Genomic DNA, 17,849 nt, shown 5'->3' on the forward strand with positions numbered 1-17,849 from the left:
AGAAGGAAGAAGGAAGAAGGAAGAAGGAAGAAGGAAGAAGGAAGAAGGAAGAAGGAAGAAGGAAGAAGGAAGAGGGAAGAGGGAACAAAAAGAAACTATGCCCAATGCCCAATGCCCAATGCCCAATGCCCAATGCCCAATGCCCAATGCCCAATGCCCAATGCCCAATTCCTCTTCCTTTGTTTAAGTTTAAATTAATCATTGCATCTCATTATGTTAACCAGCGTCGAACGCCTATTGTTTGTGAGGGAGGTTCCGATTTTTAAGGAACTGCGGGATGATTTTCTCGTGCGTCTAGCATCGGTAATGGATGAACTTTCGTTTCCTTCTAAGCACAGGATTTTTACGGAAGGACAAGAAGGTCGATCTCTCTATATTTTGGTATCGGGAACGGTGCGGGTGCATATAGGCGATCGGGATTTGGCACAGTTGAAAGCGGGGGCTTGTTTCGGGGAAATGTCGCTGTTTGATGCAGAACCTCGATCGGCTTCTATTTCTACTGTCGAACAATCCGAGTGTTTGATGCTGACTCAAATGCAGCTATACGATGCGATTGATGAAACGCCGGGAATTGCGGTGAATATTATTCGCTTGCTGTCGCGCCGGATTCGGGAGTTGAATCAAAAGTTGAATGCTAAAGAGGCAATTATGCCTCCTACAGAGACTGTGAGAGTTCCTGAGATGCGATGAAATTGGGGAATTGGGAATTGTGTTTTTAGTCGATCGGTAATTCTGCACAATTTATCTTCTGTAAGGTGTCAATAGCGCACAATTTCTCTGGCTAGTGTCCGCTATTGGCACCTTACGAATAGCCAGGGTAAACGCATCTAAATTAATTTGACAAAAAGGTAAATTTGTGCATTACTCAATAGGGCTTGCTGAATAATCGATCGCTTTTTGGCGAGGGGGAGTGATTGATTATTCCACCAGAGTTAAAGATGAGTTTTTCCAGCCTCATTTTGAGTAAAATATAAACGCCAATTATGTTAAACCCAAAAACAGGCATTGTTTTCCCCGAACCGCATAAAAGCATACAAAAAAACCGCCGCCACCAGGTAGAAAGGTTGATTACTAAAAAAGTGATAGCAATAGCTGTACTGGAAGTATTCTCAAGTTTTCTCATTACCAGATTCAGGCTAAATCTTCGTTTACGCAAGCCCCAAATTTTCCTTCAATTGCCTGACGAATCCTCTCATCTTCCTTTGCTTGCTTCTTTTTTTCTTTACTCACATTTGCTGGAGGTCTTCCTAGAGGTGGTTCACTGATTCTAATTCCTTTTTCTTTACACCAAGCTCGGTTTTCTCGCTTTACGATAAATCCGCTCTGCATTCCCTTATTCGGGATAATATTTTCTGAAGCTCTAATAAGCTTCTACTTGTGCCTTCAAGTCTCCTGATTCGTTAAAATTCTCCCACCTCATCCGGTCTAAAAATACCTATACTTCAAATTAAGATTTAATTTGATCGCTGGTATTTATAATGATGAACTTTCTTGAAAGACTAAATTAGAGATCGCCTGAGACTTTCGCAAGAGGTCTAATGATACTATCATCAAAAAAATGTAACTATAGACAAGCACCAAACCCGAATCTTCATCAGTCATAGCCAATCTCAAATCTCAAATCTAAAATCTCAAATGGCATGACTATCGCCAATAAGGCCGGCCCTTCCAAAAAACTCCCACCGTAACTCCGATTAGTGCAGCTTCCGATAAACTTGCTAATAAAGGAGGTATGGGTAGGAAGGACTTTAACACCAAACCCAAGAGCACGCACAAAACTAAAACCCACAAACTAATTCGGTTGAGCAAAAATTGTTGTTGCCAATACTCTAAAAAGTACACTGCTAAAGCTCCCATTCCCACTGCTGCTGCAAAAGGTATCAATATCCCGAGGGAGGAACCGTAGAGAAGCGTCACCCCGTTGCGGATTGGCCGCGATTGCGTGAAACCCCAGGCTAAAAATAGCTCCAGTCCAATCACGATTGAGTTGACGAGGGCGGCAATTTGCAGCATTTCTCGCCAAGGTAAAAGTTTTAAGCGCCGCAGAAAATTGCTCACGATCGGCAGATTAGGTAGGTTGCTTTGATTTTATAACACTTTTGCCATGGCGATCGACCTTTGATGACAATTTGTGAAGTAAAATAAAGATATAGAGCAGTCTCTTGACAAATTTACCCAGAGTACCTGCCTATTAGTTGTTGGAACCGTGAAAGGAAAAAAGTTATGGTGGAGAACACTGTCGATTGTGCTGTAGCTTGCGTCAATGGCTGCATTCTGGGCGACAAGTGCCCGAAGCGGGAATACGCAGAAGCAACGTCCCAGTTTATTGAAAATACTTCTCTGGATAAAATGCTAGAAATAGCAGAGGAAGCGGTGAGAAGGAAACGGACGGAACCCCCCAAATGGATAATTCCTGATTTTCCAGAATAGAATTAGCCTCCCCATTAAAAAGCGATCGCCCGTTGCAAAAGGGCGATCGCTTTTTGTATTCCCAATGAAATAGCCGATCGTAATCCATATATTTCCTGGGATAGAAGCTTTTAGCTTAAATAGCAATTATGATGCCACTTAATGACATCAATTGGCAATAACTAAAAATAATTCAGCTCAAGCGAAAGTCGGACACTTTTAATTTAATTGAGTTCAAAAACAAACAGGAGCAAGTCTCGTGGCACAGCAAAAGGAACGCAACGCAAAAACAACAAGAGATGGTGATAATTTGGGCCAATTGCCTCAAGAAATTACCGAATCTTACGGTACCGGCGTCATCGATCAACCGGGATTGAACCAAGACGACATAACAATTTTGCAGGACAGCAGTTCAGAAGACTCTTCCACCAGTTCCCGAATCGGTGGCGAGGAGGGCGATCCTGCTGCGGAACAAGAAAGTGCCACTGGCGAGCAATCGGTGGGCGGAACTGCGCCTACTCCCGACCTGGATATGGTTGACGAACTCGGAGCCGCTGCGGGCATAGAAATGCCCGATGGCGCTATTTTGAACACAACAAATATGCTTGAACATCGAGATGAAAGTCGCTGGGAATTAGACCCGAGTTCTGCGGAAGATTATCAGGAACGACCGGATTTCTAGGTGTCTTTGGTACAAAAAAATAGGTAGTATAATAGGAGCGGGTTCACCAGTATCCATACTTCATATCCCAAGTATTTGTAAATCCGCCCCTCCTCACTTTTGCTCTCGCAACACATATCCAACTCCCCGAACAGTATGCAGCAGGCGTTTTGAGTTACTTGCTTCTAACTTAATCCGTAACGCACGAATATACACTTCAATAATGTTTGACTCGCCCATAAAATCGTAACCCCAGACTTTTTATAAAATTGGCTCGCGGGTAATGACTTGACGGGCATTTTGCAGCATAAATTCTAACAAATTAAACTATTTTTTAGTGTATCAATTAGTTAATTAATTCGATAAATTAAAGGGGTTAAACCGTTAAAAATTAGGTCTTCAAATTATAACTTATCCGGGTCATTTGGTTGAGTTTGGCGCAGAAGTGATTTCACTCTCGCTAGGAGTTATTCAATACTGAAAGGCTAGTAAGATATAGGTTCAAAGCGATGCAGGGAATTAGTGGCTAACCGCCACGGACATTACCACCAGCAGTTTTCATTTCCCTGAGAACAAGGTAATTGTAATTGCTCCATTGCGTAATTGAGAAAGCTGTACCTCACCCAATTGACAACTGCTATATTTTCTGATTTATCAACATTTCCGGTGAGTTACCCTTCATAAAGCGTGTTTGTAGTCAGGACTTCAGTTATCTCTAGGCAGATGAACAATTACTATGAGTCCTGACTACAAACTTACTGTGGTTAGATGGCCGGATATGATATTATGTATGGCAAAAACCGGGTTGATGAAGCCAACCCTCCTCAACAAAAAGGTTATTTATGGAATTTAAAGATTTTCTGGGTTTGCTGCATCCTATTTTAGCTGTAGTGATTGTTTTTCCTATGCTTGGTGTTGTTCTGAATATGGGGTGGCAAACTATGCAGCGTCGGAAGCAAATTGCGATCGACACCAAGAGCAAAATTCCACCTGTAGTCGGTTCAGAACACGTCAAAGCAGGTCGAATTCTGTCAGGTTCTGTGGTAGGAGTGACGTTGGTGGGTCTAGCCTACCCGATTTTTGAGCATATTTTGAGCAAGGATGTTTGGAGCAAAAACTCCTTTCAGGTCATTTTCATTGTGCTGATGTTTGTTGCAACTGTCGCCTCTTTGGTGATGCTATATCGAGCGACACCCGCTTTATGGCGCGGCATATTTGCGACCCTAACAGGTACTGGTTTGGTGATTCTTGGCACTCAAGATGGCGTTTATCGGCGAACCAATGAATGGTATTGGTCTCACTACTACATTGGCATCACCGCTGCGCTAATTATGGTTTTTTCCCTTGCCATCATTGAAGACATTTACAAAGACCGCTCAAACCGCTGGCGCACTACCCATGTAGTATTGAATTCGATCGCTGTGCTGCTCTTTCTGGGACAGGGAATGACCGGAACCAGGGATTTATTAGAAATTCCTCTGAACTGGCAGAAACCCTATATTTATACCTGTGATTTCACCAATAAGACCTGCCCAAAGCCGTGAGCGATCGCATTACTTCGAGATTCAAGTCTAAAATTAGTAGAAATTAGAAGGGCGGGACACCCCACAAGCAATTTGATGTATTGTGGAACAGGCATCTTGCCTGTTCTTGAGATGTGATGTATTGTGCAACAGGCATCTTGCCTGTTCTGGAGATGTGATCTATTGTGGAACAGGCATCTTGCCTGTTCTTGAGATGAGAATGGTGCAATATCTCAGTCACTACTAATCAGTAATACATCTTAATCATTGCGAGTCAAACCCTGAAGGCTAACTTGCAAAATTGACAAACCCAAAATTAGCAAAAACAAAACCAGCCCGATCGTACAAGCATAGCCAATTTCCAAATCCTTAAAAGCCCGTTCGTAAAGATAATAAACAACCGTCTTAGAACTATTGCGAGGCCCGCCCTGAGTCATAATATAAACTTCTTCAAAAACCTTAGTAGCAGAAATCGCCGAAATTACCGCTACTAAAACTAGATACGGCTTCATCAGTGGCACAGTAATATCCCAGTGCTTTCCCAAGCCCTCAGAACCATCAATAGCAGCCGCCTCATAAAGTTCTGCCGGAATAGCTTGCAGCCCTGCCAAATAAATCACCATGTAATAGCCCAATCCTTTCCAGATAGTAACCGCCATGACGCTAAAGATTGCTAACTTCGGATTAGCCAGCCAAGAAACAGGAGGTAAACCCAACAATTCCCCCAACTGATTCAGCAGTCCAGTCTCAGCAAACAGCCACTTCCAAGCAATCCCGGCGACAACCATTGAAATCACCGCTGGCGTGTAGTAGGCTGCACGAAACCAGTTCATCCCCTTAAGTTTTTGGTTGCACAAAATCGCCATTCCCAACGGTAGAACAACCAATACAGGCACAACGCAAGCGAGATATAGCAGCGTATTCGTCAAAGTTTGCCAGAATGTGCGATCGCCCGACAACCTGTAAAAATTCTTTAAACCCACCCACTGCGGCATTTGAGTTAAATCATATTCGTAGTTGGTAAAACTCAAATAAAAAGCTTGCACCGCCGGCCACAAAACAGTCAAACTCAAAATAAATAAAGCAGGTAGCAAAAACAAATAAGGCGTCAAATAGCGTCGGGAAAAAGTCACAGACATAAATTAGTTATTAGTTATTGGTTATTAGCTATTGGTTATTGTTTTACTCATCATACCAAATCCCGTTACATCAGAATGATTAAACCGCGAAGACGCGAAGAGCGCGAAGGAAGAACTGCATCTTCTTCTTTCTATTCCTTCGCGTCCTTTGCGTCTTCGCGGTTCATTTAATCTTACTCAAGATTAATTGTCACATAGCATTTCTCAAATAAATGAGGTATGCTGACAGGCGAGATCCTTTTTCTCAATTAGCAATTACCAATTACCAATCACCAAGCCTACCTCATTTTACTAAGAAGTGCGATATGTTATTTAACTCCCGAAAACAAAGCCTGCCAGTCTCCGGGAGAACTGGCATTTTCCCCCTCTTTCACCTCAAAAGTAACGTTGCAAGCTTGAGGTTGTTCCAAAGCCTCCACGCACAATTCTGCAATATCTTCCCGACTGACTTTGCCCCTAATATTGTCTCCTTGCTCAAATATTAAAGCTTTGCCTCCCGGTTCTTCAGTCAAAGCGCAGGGTCTGACAACAGTATAAGGTATGCCGCTCGATCGCACGCAACCTTCCCCTTTCAACTTCCAAGTCAAAATCCCCCCCAACATATCATTCATCCTGACAGCCGGCGGTTCTTCTTCCAAGTTAATCCCAGGGCGGCCAGGGCGGGTAACTCCTGCCGAACTCACCATCACAAATCGCGGCAAAGTCTGTCCCCCATCAGCTTTAATAGATTCTAACTCCAGTTGAAAAAGACCCGGTGTAAATTTCGGGTTGAGCGCGCCATCATATTCAAACTTGCTCAACATTAACTGAAAAGAAAAAATAGTGCTGGCATCAAATTTAGAGCCATCCTTAACAGTTTTCGCGCGGAATACTGGGATTAATTGGTCAAAAGGAACAGTGATAGTAATCCAGATATTGTAAACAGTATCAAACGAATAGCAATAGCCAATTCCATCCCATTTAGCTTCGTTGCGAACAATCAACTTGTAGCGCTTGCCGTCCCCTTTGACACGTAGTTGGAGGCCACTAAATCCTGCGAGATTGAGCGGAGTATCAAAGTTGCGGGTACGCACCGAAGCAAAGCCGCCCGAGTTGGCAGTAGAAACATTGCCTGTGAATAAAGCAGTATTGTCTGTCAGCCGAATCGAACTTTCGCTGGTGCCGCCCATCACGATGTCGTCGAGGGCTCCCCAAGTTTCTTTTAAATCTTGGCTGGGTTTTGTGAAGTCAAAAATTATTTTTTCGCCTGCTTGAATTAGCTGGCGGCGAACAGCTTGCACTAAATTATTGAGGCCTTTGTATTCCACGATTTCGGGAACATCGACAACTTCCGGCATATAAAATTTGATGCCTTGATAGTATTTTTCCCTGGTTGGGGTGTCTCCTTCTACCGGTTGAACTTTCGTGCCGGTGCAGCAGATAACTGCTTCTATGCCCTCGGTTACTAACGGTGTTAGGGTTTCTGGCAGAGTGATATCTCCTTCGACTAACTCGACATTTTTGCCGAGAATTTCTGTTGCTCTTTTGGTATCTCTGACGAGAGCTCGCACTCTATATCCCCGCTGTTGCAGCCGCTTGACAACTCGCTTCCCGACGCCGCCGGTGGCACCTGCTACCAGTATCAGTTTGGGTTGGTCTTTTTTAGTTTTGCTGCTGCTTCCAAAGAGTTGTTGCAGCCAGCTAATGCTGCCAATGAAGGGAATGACGCCGAAATAAGCCAAGGTTTTGAGAAACCGGCCGGCATCCCATTGGGCGGTTTTTTTTTCAGTCATACTAGCTTCCTCTGAATTGGCTCAAATCTACTTAGCTGCTTTTGTATTTTAATCGAATTTTCGATTTTTGAATTTGGGCGATTTCCTAGCCTTGGGGATAGCAACGCTTGCGCGGACTTTTTTTCACTTGACAATGGGTGTGGGATGAGTTTGGCTCAAGGGAATCTCAATAATCAACTCGGTTCCCTCTCCGGGGACTGAAATGCAAGTCAATTTACCACCGTGTTGTTCCACCGCAATTTCGTGGCTAATCGCCAAACCTATCCCCGCACCTTTACCCACCTGTTTTGTGGTAAAAAAAGGCTCAAACATTTTCTGGCAAACTTTTTCTTCCATGCCCCAACCGTTGTCCTTGATCCGAACTGCTACGGCTTTTTCTCCGGGACAAAGTTCAGTCACAATCCGAATTTGTCCGTACTTAATTGGCTGTTCTTCGTCGCCGTGCGACGATAAATTATTGTTGACAAAGGCATCTTCGAGAGCATCAATTGCATTTGTCAGTACATTCATAAATACTTGGTTGATTTGAACTGCGTAACACTCAACCAAAGGCAGAGAGCCATATTCTTTGATGAGATGAATTGCGGGGCGATCGGGCTTCGGTTTGAGTCGGTTGCTCAAAATCAACAAAGCGCTGTCCAATCCGTCGTGAATGTCAACTGGTTTAATCTCTGCTTCGTCAATTCTAGAGAAGTTTCGCAGCGACTGAACTATCTCGCGGATGCGGTTAGCTCCTACTTTCATTGAACCCAGCAACTTCGGTAAGTCTTCAACTATGAACTCTAATTCTACTGCTTCTATTTGTGCTTGAACTTCTGGCGAAGGCGACGGATAGTGCTGCTCGTAAATCTGCAATAAATCGATCATTTTTTGACTGTATTCATTAGCATAGCTAAGATTTCCGTAGATGAAGTTAATCGGGTTAGTGACTTCATAAGCTACCGCCGCCACCAACTGTCCCAAACTTGACATTCTTTCGCTTTGCACCAATTGAGTTTGCGCCCGCTTAAGCTCGGACATCGCTGTTTTTAAATTAGCAGTTTTTTCCCGTTCTCTGGCGACTGATGCTTCTAGTGCTGTATTTAATTTTTCTAGTTTGTCGGCTTGGCGCAGCACTATATTAATCATTGCTTTTTTCAGTTCTAATGCAGCGTCTATTTCGCATTGTTTCCAAGGCAACGATTTGTACCTCACATTTTCTTTCCACAGCTCGAAGGATTTCCGAGGAGACAGTCGAGGGTTGCCCTCTTCATCTTTTTCAACTGGTTTGTTGGGGTTGCCTGCCCAATTTACGGTCTTAATTACTTCCGGGCGAAACCACAAAACGTAGATTTTCTGAGTCGGGGATATTGCTATTGCCAAACACCCGCTGGCCGTGTCTTTAAATTCCTCCGCTTCTGGATAGCATTTGGTCAGCGAGTCTGTAGAAAAAATTTCTTTGTTTAGGTGATTTTGCACCCAATTAGTTAAGTATTTGAGCGCTTCTCCCTGGGGTGTTTGCCCGACTCGATAGCAATTGTCTCCAAATACTATTGCTGCTCCCTGGGCGTTGACTGCTTCTAGCAAATTATGCTGACATTTAACTAAGACTTGTGACAAGTTTTCGGAGGTGGATATGTCTTCAAAAATCTTGGTGAGAATAGATTTTAAGTGTAGTTGATAGTCGTAGTCTTCGTTTCCTTCTTTTGATTGCAGTTCTAAGGACATTACTTGCCCGATAAATTCGCAGGCGGCACGCAATTCATAGTTAAGGTATTTTGGTGTATAGTTGTGGCAAGCAATCAATCCCCACAGTTTTTTGTCTTTGATTAACGAGATTGACATCGAAGCTGCAACGCCCATATTTTGCAGGTATTCTATGTGAATGGGAGAAACGCTTCTCAACACGCTGAAACTCAGGTCGAGGGGCTGGGTGGTAAGAGCATGGTTTCCTGAAACAAGGGGGACTGGTTGATAATTAATATCTGGGATTAACCTCAGCCAATTTAACGCATACAGTTGTCTGGCTTGTTTGGGAATATCTGAGCTGGGGTAGTTTAATCCTAAGAAAGGACTCAGCATTTCTGCTTTGTCTTCAGCGATCACAGCCCCGTTGCCTTCGTGGTCAAATTGATAGACCATAACTCTATCAAAACCAGATATTTTCCTGACTTCTTCTACAGTCAGTTGGCATAATTCTTTGAGATTTTTAGCACTTTGAATTTTGCTAACAGTGGCTCTCACTGAATGATAAAAGCTAAAAACCGAAATATTTTCTTGGCTGGTAGCTAATTCTAACTCGACAATCAAAACTCCTTCTACTCTGTGAAGGATGCAGTCAAATTCTAAAGATTTACCTGCTTTCTGAACAGAGAGTTTAATGGGATTGACTGTTTTTAAGTTTTCATTCCGCAAACAGGCATTGAGTTTTTCTAGTTGAACTCTATCGAATAATAAGCTCAAATCTTGACCGATCGCACTTTCCGGCTCTACTCCTAACAAATCTTGCGTATTTTCGCTGACTTGCAATATTTCTAGTTCAGGTTCTCTTACAACAAGTAGCACCCCGTGTGGCTGAATGTGCCCCGATATGTGAATGGGTTCTCTGTCGCAGTTTGTCAAGTCAACTTCTTCGAGTGCGGGAATTGTGATTTGTAGATCCATTTTCTTTGTCTTCCGCTGTAAAATTTCTAGAGGGTTCTATTGATTTGAGATTTGAGAGCAAATTGGCTTTTCCATAATAATCTCATATTGTTCGATCGCATAACGGCTCGATCCCTTGACGGACGCTGAGAATCCATCATCCGAGAATCAGCGAATCAAAAATGATTGAGTCGAAAATCAGCCTGCCGTATGTGTTGCTGTTCGACCCGCCTCAGCCTTCTAGAAATTTTACCGACTTGGCTCTTCTATACTATCGCTTCCCGATGTTAATTATCACAGCAATTTTTGCCATTCTTCAAGTATGTTTAATAATTTCCCAAAACTTTAATATTTGTGGTAAGATTTTGCCGACTGGAAAAGGGGGAGAGAAATGCGTCTCCAGAGCGGCCTACTTACGGAAATATTAAGTTAAGGTAAGGGAGACAAGATCTGAAAGTCAAGTCACGCTAAGCTCTTTAAGTATACCCAACAGGCCCGACAATTAGACTGATGATCGACTTCAATACAGTTACCGAGTTTTCTTCTACCTACTGCATAGCTATCTGTGCCTTTTTAGTTCCGGCAAACTTGCTGACTACTTTGCAGACAGCGATTTTGACAGGACTAAACCGACCTCGAATACAAGTTTGGGCGTCTGTGGTTGTGGCCAGCCTTTGGGCTACAGCAATGATATTTCACGTTTTTAGCTGGTTCGCGATCGGGGTAGTAATGCCTCCGACATACATCTTGCTAGTTATGGGAATCACTTGTCTGACAATTAATGTCTGGGCGATCGCTCATCCTGCAAGCATGATGCAATTAATTCGAGTTGCGGTATCAGTTGTTAGGGGAGCTTTCAGAAGGAAGAAGGATTTAGTTGTCTAAGAGAGACAGATATAGTTATCTAGCAACTCAAAAAGAATTTGGCAGGGGGTAATGTGAAAAGTTTCAGGGAAAATATTGGTTTCAGAAGAGTTTTTCGGGGGGCAAATCGTGCTTCCGAGGGCTGAGTTTTCAGCGGTTATTCCGGTTCGCGATCGCGACAATCTTCTGTTTCCGGGCCGCGGGGATGGATCGTGCAGTTGAGCAGGTAGCCGCCGTCGCTTCTGCCGTAATAGTAGCGGCATCCGATGCAAATTGCGGGAGGTTCGATCGCACTTTGGTAAACCGGATAATCCGCAGTCGCCAGCAGCGAAAAGTCGCGCTGCGTCTGAACATTCCCGATAATAGCACCGGATAGTTCGACAGCTTGGCGGATGTTTTCGATCCTGGTGTAAGGCGGCAGGTAAATGTCAACACAAAGGCGTAGGCCCTGGCTATCCTGTTCGTGGCGGGTAATAGTGCCTCCGAGCAAACCGACGCGCGAAGCGATAGCCGAGGAAAATTCGCTCAGGGAGGTGCAGTAACCGGAGAAAACGTGAATATGTTCGTCCGTAGTAGCTCTCACCGTCAGGCGAGTGGGAATTCGGACTCTCAGGTAAGCGTCGAGTTCGTCAAAAACCGGTTCGGCGAGGCAGAGCATTTGGCTGGCGTCTTCGTGGTTGAGCCCAAAACCCTTAGAAACCTTGGACACGAGGGCTGCTAAAATATCAAAAACTTCGGTTAAGAGCGATTGTAGCCTGCTATCAATGGCGATCGGACATTCTCTGAGCAGCTTTAAATAATCCTCCAACCGATGAGCAATGCGCTGAATGCTGCTAAATCCGAGCATAGCTGCTCCCCCTTTAATCGAGTGCGAGGCTCGGATGAGCTGGTGTATTCTTTGGGGAGCTGGCACGGTGTTTTGCAGATATTGCAAGCCTTGTTCGATAATTTGGATCTGTTCTGTGGCTTCTTCGATAAAGTAGCCGATGATCCGCTGTAGTTGTTCGGGCAGCATAATTTTATTCTCCTAAAGGCACCCAAGTATTATTAGTCATTAGTCATTAGTCATTAGTCATTAGTCATTAGTCAGACATTTGAGAGTTTGGAACCAATATTTAAGCGACGAGTTATTTTTGTTTTTAAGCCCTAATTTGTTTTATTCTGACTCACGGCAACTGTAGTGGCAATGTCGAAAACTGTTAACTCTTAACTGTTGACTGTGATTTTTTTGGCTCCGACGGTAGCGGTTGCTACCCCCAACAGCAGCACCGCAGCACCTGCGAGTACCGCCGGCGCTGGCATTTCCCCAAACAGCAAATAACCCAACCAACTCGCCGCCACCGGTTCAAACAAGATGGCAAGAGTTACCAGAGTTGGGGAAATCTGCATTACAGCCCAGTTCAAAATGGTGTGGCCGACTAACTGAGGCAAAGCGGCCGTTAACAAAATATAAAAATATACAATGTCGGGGTAATTAGTATAAGTAGTGCCGAAGGCGAAGGGGAGAGGCAGCAGGACGATCGCAGCCACAGTATAGGCGATCGCGATATAGCCACCAATTCCCAGTCCCCGCCGCTGAGCTTCCCGGCCCAGCAGCAAATACAAGCTAACAGCCCAGGAACCAGCCAGAGCCAGGAAATCGCCTAGCAGTTGGCTGCTGCCAGCATTAGCTGCGCCCGCACTTCCCACAGCGATCGCCATTCCCCCAGCCAGGGCTATAGTAATGCCAGCGATCGACAGTTTGCTGAGTTTTTCGCCGAACCAGAAGCGCGACAAAAGCGCTACCCAGACAGGATTAGTGGTGACGAGGGCAGTCGAGGCGGCGATCGAAGTATAAGAAAGTGAGGTAATCCAGAGGGCAAAGTGCAGGGCGAGACACAAACCCGCAGCAGCAGCATAGCGCCGAGATCCCGGTTGCAGGGCATTCCACTGAATTTTCCGCCAAGCCGGAAGCAGAATTAAAGCAGATAAAGTCAGACGAGAGGCCGCGAGCACCAGACTGAAAGCCAAACCGCCCGCCCCTGCTTCCAAGTTAGCCAGCCGAATTAAGATTGAGGAAGTTGAGACGGCTAAAACGCCGATAATTAACACTAGGGCGATCGACCAATTCGGCGGTTGTTTCGGAAGATTCATTTTTTAGGCATTGGGCATTGGGCATGGGGCATGGGGCATGGGGCATTGGGCATTGGGCATTGGGCATGGGGCATTGGGCATGGGGCATTGGGAAAATTTATATAGCAATTTTCACATAATGCGGAACACTTTCTGAAGACTTTCTCTTCCCTTCTCTTCTCCTCTCTTCCTTCGTGTCCTTCGCGTCTTCGTGGTTCGTTAAAAAAAAACCGATCGCCATTCTTAAAAAATTCCCATATCCAAGAAATATTAATGTATAGTAGGGGCAGGGCGGGTTTATGAAATTGTATATTACGGGCAATTATTGTTTGCGAACCCGCCCTACAAAATTCAACATCAAACAAGTCCGAATCATCTCGTTTCCGGTTGCATCGGTATTATTCAAACAGTCAACAGTCAACAGTCAACACTCATTCCGGTTCAGCCGGAATTGATATTACAATTTATAACTATCTATGGCTCCGACAGTTTTGATTACAGGCGCTTCTCAAGGAAGTGGCAAAGCAACAGCAATTTTATTTGCAAGTAAAGGTTACGATGTAGTTATGGTAGCTCGCCAGCCAGAGAGATTGGCAGCAGCAGCGGCTCAAGTGCAGCGAGAAGGCACTTCCGCTGTAGCTATTCCGGGGGATGTGGGCGATATTCACCAAGTGCGCGCGATCGTCCAAAAAGCCCTAGATGCCTGCGGCAACATCGATGTTTTAGTTAACAATGCTGGCATTTGTCTCACGGGGGCGATCGAGCACACTACCTCCGAAGACTGGCAGCAATTAATGAATACCAATTTTTGGGGCTGCGTTAACACAATTCAAGAAATATTGCCACATTTTTTGGAACGAAAAACAGGGACAATAGTTAATGTTGGTTCCATTGGCGGCAAAATGCCTTTGCCTCAAATGACTGCTTATTGTGCCAGCAAATATGCAGTAACCGGTTTAACAGAAACTTTGCGATTGGAATTAGCGCCTCAAGGTATTCACGTTTGCGCCGTGCATCCGGGCCTGATTAACAGCGATTTTTTAGAAAGAGCTCAATTTCGCGATCGAGACGAACCCGCAGTCGAATCGCGCCGTCAGCAAATGAGCAAAATGCTGAAATCTGAGTGGGCAACTCAGCCAGAAGATATTGCTAAAGCTATCTGGGATGCTGTGAAAAATCAGCGTGCCGAAGTTACAGTCGGCCCTGCTTTTGTAGCGTCGGAAGCTTATCGGTTGTTTCCCGGTTTGATGCAGTGGGCAATGGAAAAGGGCAAGTTGTGAGACTTATGGGTAATTGCTAATTGGTAATTGCTAATTAGTAAGGTGCGCCATAAGCACCCGACAAATTATTAGTAACGCGCATCAGTCCTAGGGGTCGGTTCACCTGAATATATACAACTAAAGAAAGAGACTGTGAAAGCCGCCCGAACACTATAATAATGGCAAACAAACCAGGACATACACCATGCAAATCAAAGCACTTGCAGTTACAAAAACAGGCGGATTGCTTGAAGAATACCAATTCGATGTTGCCCCTCCAAAAGTACATGAATGTATTATAAAAGTTTTAAGCTGCGGCATTTGTCACTCTGACTTGCACATGATTGACAACGACTGGGATCTATCAAAATATCCCCTCGTTCCGGGCCACGAAGTTATCGGAGAAGTGGCAGAAATAGGGCCGCAAGTGACTCATTTAAAAGTTGGCGATCGCGTTGGTGTCGGCTGGCAAAGATCGTCTTGTTTGCAGTGCCGCGACTGCTTGCGCGGTAACGAAAATCTCTGCGATGAAAACCAGGGATTAATTGTTACAGGGCCGGGCGGTTTTGCCGATTATTTGATGGTAGATTCCCGCTTTGCTTTTCCTATTCCCAAAGGCATCGATTCCAACGTAGCGGGGCCGCTGTTGTGTGGCGGAATTACGGTGTACGCCGGTTTGCGAAATGCGGGGATGAGTTCCGGGCAAGAAATTGGCATTCTCGGCATCGGTGGTTTGGGACACATGGCGGTGCAATTTGCGAAAAAATTAGGCAACCGCGTTACAGTTTTTACTACTTCCCAAGATAAGGCAGAATTTGCACATAAAATGGGGGCGGACGAAGCTATTGTAGTAGGAAAAGGCGAAATTCCTCAAGCCCCCCGCAGCAAATTAGATATTTTGTTGAGTACAGTTCCTGCTACTTTAGATTGGGCTCCGTACATTGATTTTCTCGATTCTGACAGTGCGCTTGCCTTCGTCGGAATCCCGGATGCACCTTTGAGCATTCCATTGTTTCCGCTGCTGATGAAGCAACGCCGAATTGTGACTTCTCTCATCGGCGGTCGCGCTATGATTAATGAAATGCTGGCAATTGCAGAGAAGTTTGAGATTGAGCCGATTGTCGAAGTTTTTGCGATGGCGCAAGCGAATGAAGCAATTCAGAAAGTCCGCGACAATCAAGTGCGCTATCGCGCAGTTTTGACGGTGAGTTAGATAATGGGTAATGGGTAAGGTGCGCCTAGCGCACCCTACTAGAGATATATAAGCAACGAATTAAAGCAAAGAATTAGCATTAATAAAACGACCGTTTAAATCGGCTGGGGTCACATTCAAAACGGTACCCAACAAAGCATTAGTAACACCGAATCTAATATTAGTAGCTTCCACACGGCCGTTGCCATCGGGATCGAGACTTCGCTGCGAGATCCCACCCTTGGCTAACAAACTCGTTCCACCGGCTATAGTTGCAGGATTGATCAGCAGCAGTCTCGGATCGTTCAAGCTATAAGTTACCTGTTCCAAAGAGATATTGCTGCTGGTAAATGCCACACTAATTCCAATCGAATCGCTAGACTTATCAAAATCCACAATTGCCGCGTCAGGAACTTCAATTCCGACTACTCGGATTCCCGCTTGATCGACTCTAAAAACAAATACATCGCTCCCCCCACCACCTTGGTAAATATCCACATCTCTGTCGCCAATTAAAGTATCATTACCGTCTCCGCCCACTAACAAATCAACACCTTGTCCTCCGCGCAGCAAATCATTTCCCGCACCCCCATCAAGGAAATCGCTATTTCTATCTCCTGTCAAGAAATCGTCGCCAGTTTCTCCCAAAACATCGTCATCATCTTTGCCGGCGTAAATAGAATCATTGCCGACACCGCCTAACAGACTGTCTTTACCATCGTTGCCGAAAATCCGTTCTGCATCTGACGAGCCCCTGACAGTATCATTGCCGCCCACCATCCAAAGTCCCCCAGGAAAACTAGCAAGTTGTCCTGGTGCAAGTGTAATATTTTCAGGAGAATTGTCTCCTACCAAACGAGAGATGCCTGAATTATCTGGTGTGAGTACCATATTTGTAAACTTGATGCGATGTGAGCATGGATATTGTGCAATATTCTACAGCTTATTAGGGTGCGCCAGAACACAGTTACTTCCTCACTCGCGATCGAGCAATCGCTGGCGCACCCTACTAGACAGCTCGATTGCTCCATCTTGGCACAAGCCTGATGGAAATACCCTAGATTAAAATAAAAGTTAAAATTTGAGCCGATGCCAATTATCTTAGTTGAAGACTTGAGCAAAGTTTATCCGGTAGCGATTAAAGAACCGGGGCTTAAAGGAACAGTGCGACACTTTTTTAGTCGCACTTACCGCAATATCAAAGCAGTTGAGGGCGTTTCTTTCAGTATTGAACCGGGGGAAGTCGTGGGGTTTCTCGGTGCTAACGGTGCGGGCAAAACTACTACGCTGAAAATGCTGACGGGTTTGATTTATCCGTCTGCGGGTACGGTGAGTGTGTGCGATCGTACTCCTTTCCGTCGCGAAGCAGATTTTCTGCAAAAAATCACCTTAGTGATGGGGCAGAAACAGCAGTTAATCTGGGATTTACCCGTGCTTGACTCTCTGCGAATCAATGCCGCTGTCTACGGAATTCCCGATGCAGATTATCGGCGGCGAGTCGGAGAATTGACAGAGATGCTGTCACTAGAAGGCAAGTTAAATCAGCCGGTACGAAAGCTTTCTTTAGGCGAACGCATGAAAGCTGAATTGATGGCGGCCCTGCTGCACCAGCCGGAGGTATTATTTTTAGATGAACCGACTTTAGGTTTGGATATAAACGCACAGTTTAGCGTCAGGCAATTTCTGCGAGAATATAACGAGCGCTATCAAGCAACGGTGTTGTTGACGAGCCATTACATGGCTGACATTACTGCTTTGTGCAAGCGCGTTTTGTTAATCCATGAAGGGCAATTAGTTTATGATGGCAGTTTGGACGGATTGCTCGACAGGTTTGCACCTTATCGGGAAGTTCAGGTAAAATTAGCTAAGCCGCTGGCAAAAGATAGTGCTTTTGCTTACGGGGAGGTAGAATCTATTGAGGGACAATCGGTGCGGTTTTTGGTTAAAAGGGAAGAGCTGACGGTGAGCGTGGCGAAGATTTTGGCGGACTTGGACGTGATAGATTTGACTGTTACCGATCCGCCAATTGAAGAGGTAATTGGTCGAGTTTTTCGCACGGGAAAAGTGTAATGTTTTTGGCTGGCTTCATTCTCCATAACAGGCAAGATGCCTGTTCCACTAGAGTTCCAATGTTGTGTGGAACGGGCATCTTGCCCGTTGCTAACACCCAAAAATTGAACAGGCAAGATGCCTGTTCCACGAGAGTTTCAATGTTGTGTGGAACGGGCATCTTGCCCGTTGCTAACACCGAAAAATTGAACAGGCAAGATGCCTGTTCCACTAAAGTTTCAATGTT

General features: G+C 45.0%; 15 protein-coding genes and 4 pseudogenes. 10 read left to right on the forward strand and 9 right to left on the reverse strand.

Features of this window, described 5'->3' with window-relative positions; all coding sequences use genetic code 11:
- Together QUB04_RS21150 and QUB04_RS21155 are read left to right on the forward strand one after the other, a co-directional pair.
- Nucleotides 1-187: pseudogene (locus tag QUB04_RS21150) on the forward strand (beta-ketoacyl-ACP synthase); the annotation flags it as partial.
- A 26-nt stretch (nucleotides 188-213) separates the two neighbouring features.
- The gene (locus tag QUB04_RS21155) at nucleotides 214-690 is read left to right on the forward strand and encodes a Crp/Fnr family transcriptional regulator (protein ID WP_333042796.1); all 477 of its coding nucleotides are present in this window, start codon (nucleotides 214-216) and stop codon (nucleotides 688-690) included.
- Between the two features lie 175 nt (nucleotides 691-865).
- Here the strand turns inward: QUB04_RS21155 and QUB04_RS21160 are convergent.
- Both QUB04_RS21160 and QUB04_RS21165 read right to left on the reverse strand, forming a co-directional pair.
- A pseudogene (locus QUB04_RS21160) lies at nucleotides 866-1,435 on the reverse strand (transposase); the annotation flags it as partial.
- A 209-nt stretch (nucleotides 1,436-1,644) separates the two neighbouring features.
- Complete coding sequence (locus tag QUB04_RS21165) at nucleotides 1,645-2,058, reverse strand: peptide chain release factor 1 (RefSeq protein WP_333287333.1); 414 nt, start codon at nucleotides 2,056-2,058, stop codon at nucleotides 1,645-1,647.
- A 165-nt stretch (nucleotides 2,059-2,223) separates the two neighbouring features.
- Here QUB04_RS21165 and QUB04_RS21170 point away from each other — a divergent pair, with 165 nt between their 5' ends.
- Both QUB04_RS21170 and QUB04_RS21175 read left to right on the forward strand, forming a co-directional pair.
- Nucleotides 2,224-2,430: a hypothetical protein gene (locus QUB04_RS21170; protein WP_333287335.1), complete on the forward strand. Its 207-nt coding sequence runs from the start codon at nucleotides 2,224-2,226 to the stop codon at nucleotides 2,428-2,430.
- 238 nt (nucleotides 2,431-2,668) lie between these two features.
- Nucleotides 2,669-3,091, forward strand: a complete 423-nt coding sequence (locus tag QUB04_RS21175; RefSeq protein ID WP_333287337.1) for a DUF6335 family protein — start codon at nucleotides 2,669-2,671, stop codon at nucleotides 3,089-3,091.
- Nucleotides 3,092-3,184: 93 nt separating this feature from the next.
- Here QUB04_RS21175 and QUB04_RS32605 read toward each other — a convergent pair.
- A pseudogene (locus QUB04_RS32605) lies at nucleotides 3,185-3,397 on the reverse strand (winged helix-turn-helix domain-containing protein); the annotation flags it as partial.
- A 515-nt stretch (nucleotides 3,398-3,912) separates the two neighbouring features.
- Between QUB04_RS32605 and QUB04_RS21185 the strand changes: the two are divergent.
- Nucleotides 3,913-4,614 (forward strand): DUF4079 domain-containing protein, encoded by a 702-nt coding sequence (locus QUB04_RS21185; protein WP_333287342.1) that lies wholly within the window; start codon nucleotides 3,913-3,915, stop codon nucleotides 4,612-4,614.
- A 239-nt stretch (nucleotides 4,615-4,853) separates the two neighbouring features.
- Here the strand turns inward: QUB04_RS21185 and QUB04_RS21190 are convergent, their stop codons facing one another.
- From QUB04_RS21190 to QUB04_RS21200, 3 genes are all read right to left on the reverse strand, one after another.
- Nucleotides 4,854-5,732 (reverse strand): sugar ABC transporter permease, encoded by an 879-nt coding sequence (locus tag QUB04_RS21190; RefSeq protein ID WP_333287343.1) that lies wholly within the window; start codon nucleotides 5,730-5,732, stop codon nucleotides 4,854-4,856.
- A 308-nt stretch (nucleotides 5,733-6,040) separates the two neighbouring features.
- Nucleotides 6,041-7,504 (reverse strand): CIA30 family protein, encoded by a 1,464-nt coding sequence (locus QUB04_RS21195; protein ID WP_333287345.1) that lies wholly within the window; start codon nucleotides 7,502-7,504, stop codon nucleotides 6,041-6,043.
- A 123-nt stretch (nucleotides 7,505-7,627) separates the two neighbouring features.
- Nucleotides 7,628-10,147: an ATP-binding protein gene (locus QUB04_RS21200; RefSeq protein WP_333287347.1), complete on the reverse strand. Its 2,520-nt coding sequence runs from the start codon at nucleotides 10,145-10,147 to the stop codon at nucleotides 7,628-7,630.
- Between the two features lie 489 nt (nucleotides 10,148-10,636).
- Between QUB04_RS21200 and QUB04_RS21205 the strand changes: the two genes are divergently transcribed.
- A complete protein-coding gene (locus tag QUB04_RS21205) occupies nucleotides 10,637-11,011 on the forward strand; it encodes a hypothetical protein (RefSeq protein WP_333287349.1) in 375 nt (124 codons plus the stop codon).
- A gap of 136 nt (nucleotides 11,012-11,147) precedes the next feature.
- Here QUB04_RS21205 and QUB04_RS21210 read toward each other — a convergent pair whose 3' ends face one another.
- On the reverse strand, nucleotides 11,148-12,005 hold the full coding sequence (locus tag QUB04_RS21210) for an Hpt domain-containing protein (protein ID WP_333287351.1): 858 nt from the start codon (nucleotides 12,003-12,005) through the stop codon (nucleotides 11,148-11,150).
- A gap of 191 nt (nucleotides 12,006-12,196) precedes the next feature.
- Nucleotides 12,197-13,123, reverse strand: a complete 927-nt coding sequence (locus QUB04_RS21215; RefSeq protein ID WP_333287352.1) for a DMT family transporter — start codon at nucleotides 13,121-13,123, stop codon at nucleotides 12,197-12,199.
- Nucleotides 13,124-13,578: 455 nt separating this feature from the next.
- On the opposite strand from QUB04_RS21215, the gene QUB04_RS21220 reads away from it, so the two are divergent.
- Complete coding sequence (locus QUB04_RS21220) at nucleotides 13,579-14,382, forward strand: SDR family oxidoreductase (RefSeq protein WP_333287355.1); 804 nt, start codon at nucleotides 13,579-13,581, stop codon at nucleotides 14,380-14,382.
- A gap of 184 nt (nucleotides 14,383-14,566) precedes the next feature.
- Nucleotides 14,567-15,574, forward strand: a complete 1,008-nt coding sequence (locus QUB04_RS21225) for an NAD(P)-dependent alcohol dehydrogenase (protein WP_333287356.1) — start codon at nucleotides 14,567-14,569, stop codon at nucleotides 15,572-15,574.
- A gap of 60 nt (nucleotides 15,575-15,634) precedes the next feature.
- On the opposite strand, the gene QUB04_RS21230 is transcribed toward QUB04_RS21225, so the two are convergent.
- Nucleotides 15,635-16,444, reverse strand: a complete 810-nt coding sequence (locus QUB04_RS21230; RefSeq protein ID WP_333287358.1) for a calcium-binding protein — start codon at nucleotides 16,442-16,444, stop codon at nucleotides 15,635-15,637.
- A gap of 198 nt (nucleotides 16,445-16,642) precedes the next feature.
- Here QUB04_RS21230 and QUB04_RS21235 point away from each other — a divergent pair, with 198 nt between their 5' ends.
- Nucleotides 16,643-17,623, forward strand: a complete 981-nt coding sequence (locus QUB04_RS21235) for an ATP-binding cassette domain-containing protein (protein ID WP_333287360.1) — start codon at nucleotides 16,643-16,645, stop codon at nucleotides 17,621-17,623.
- Nucleotides 17,623-17,849, forward strand: a pseudogene (locus tag QUB04_RS21240) (hypothetical protein); the annotation flags it as partial. The gene QUB04_RS21235 and the pseudogene QUB04_RS21240, both read left to right, overlap by 1 nt.

The sequence above is a fragment of the Microcoleus sp. D2_18a_B4 genome (genome assembly GCF_036702475.1).
Lineage (GTDB): Bacteria > Cyanobacteriota > Cyanobacteriia > Cyanobacteriales > Microcoleaceae > Microcoleus.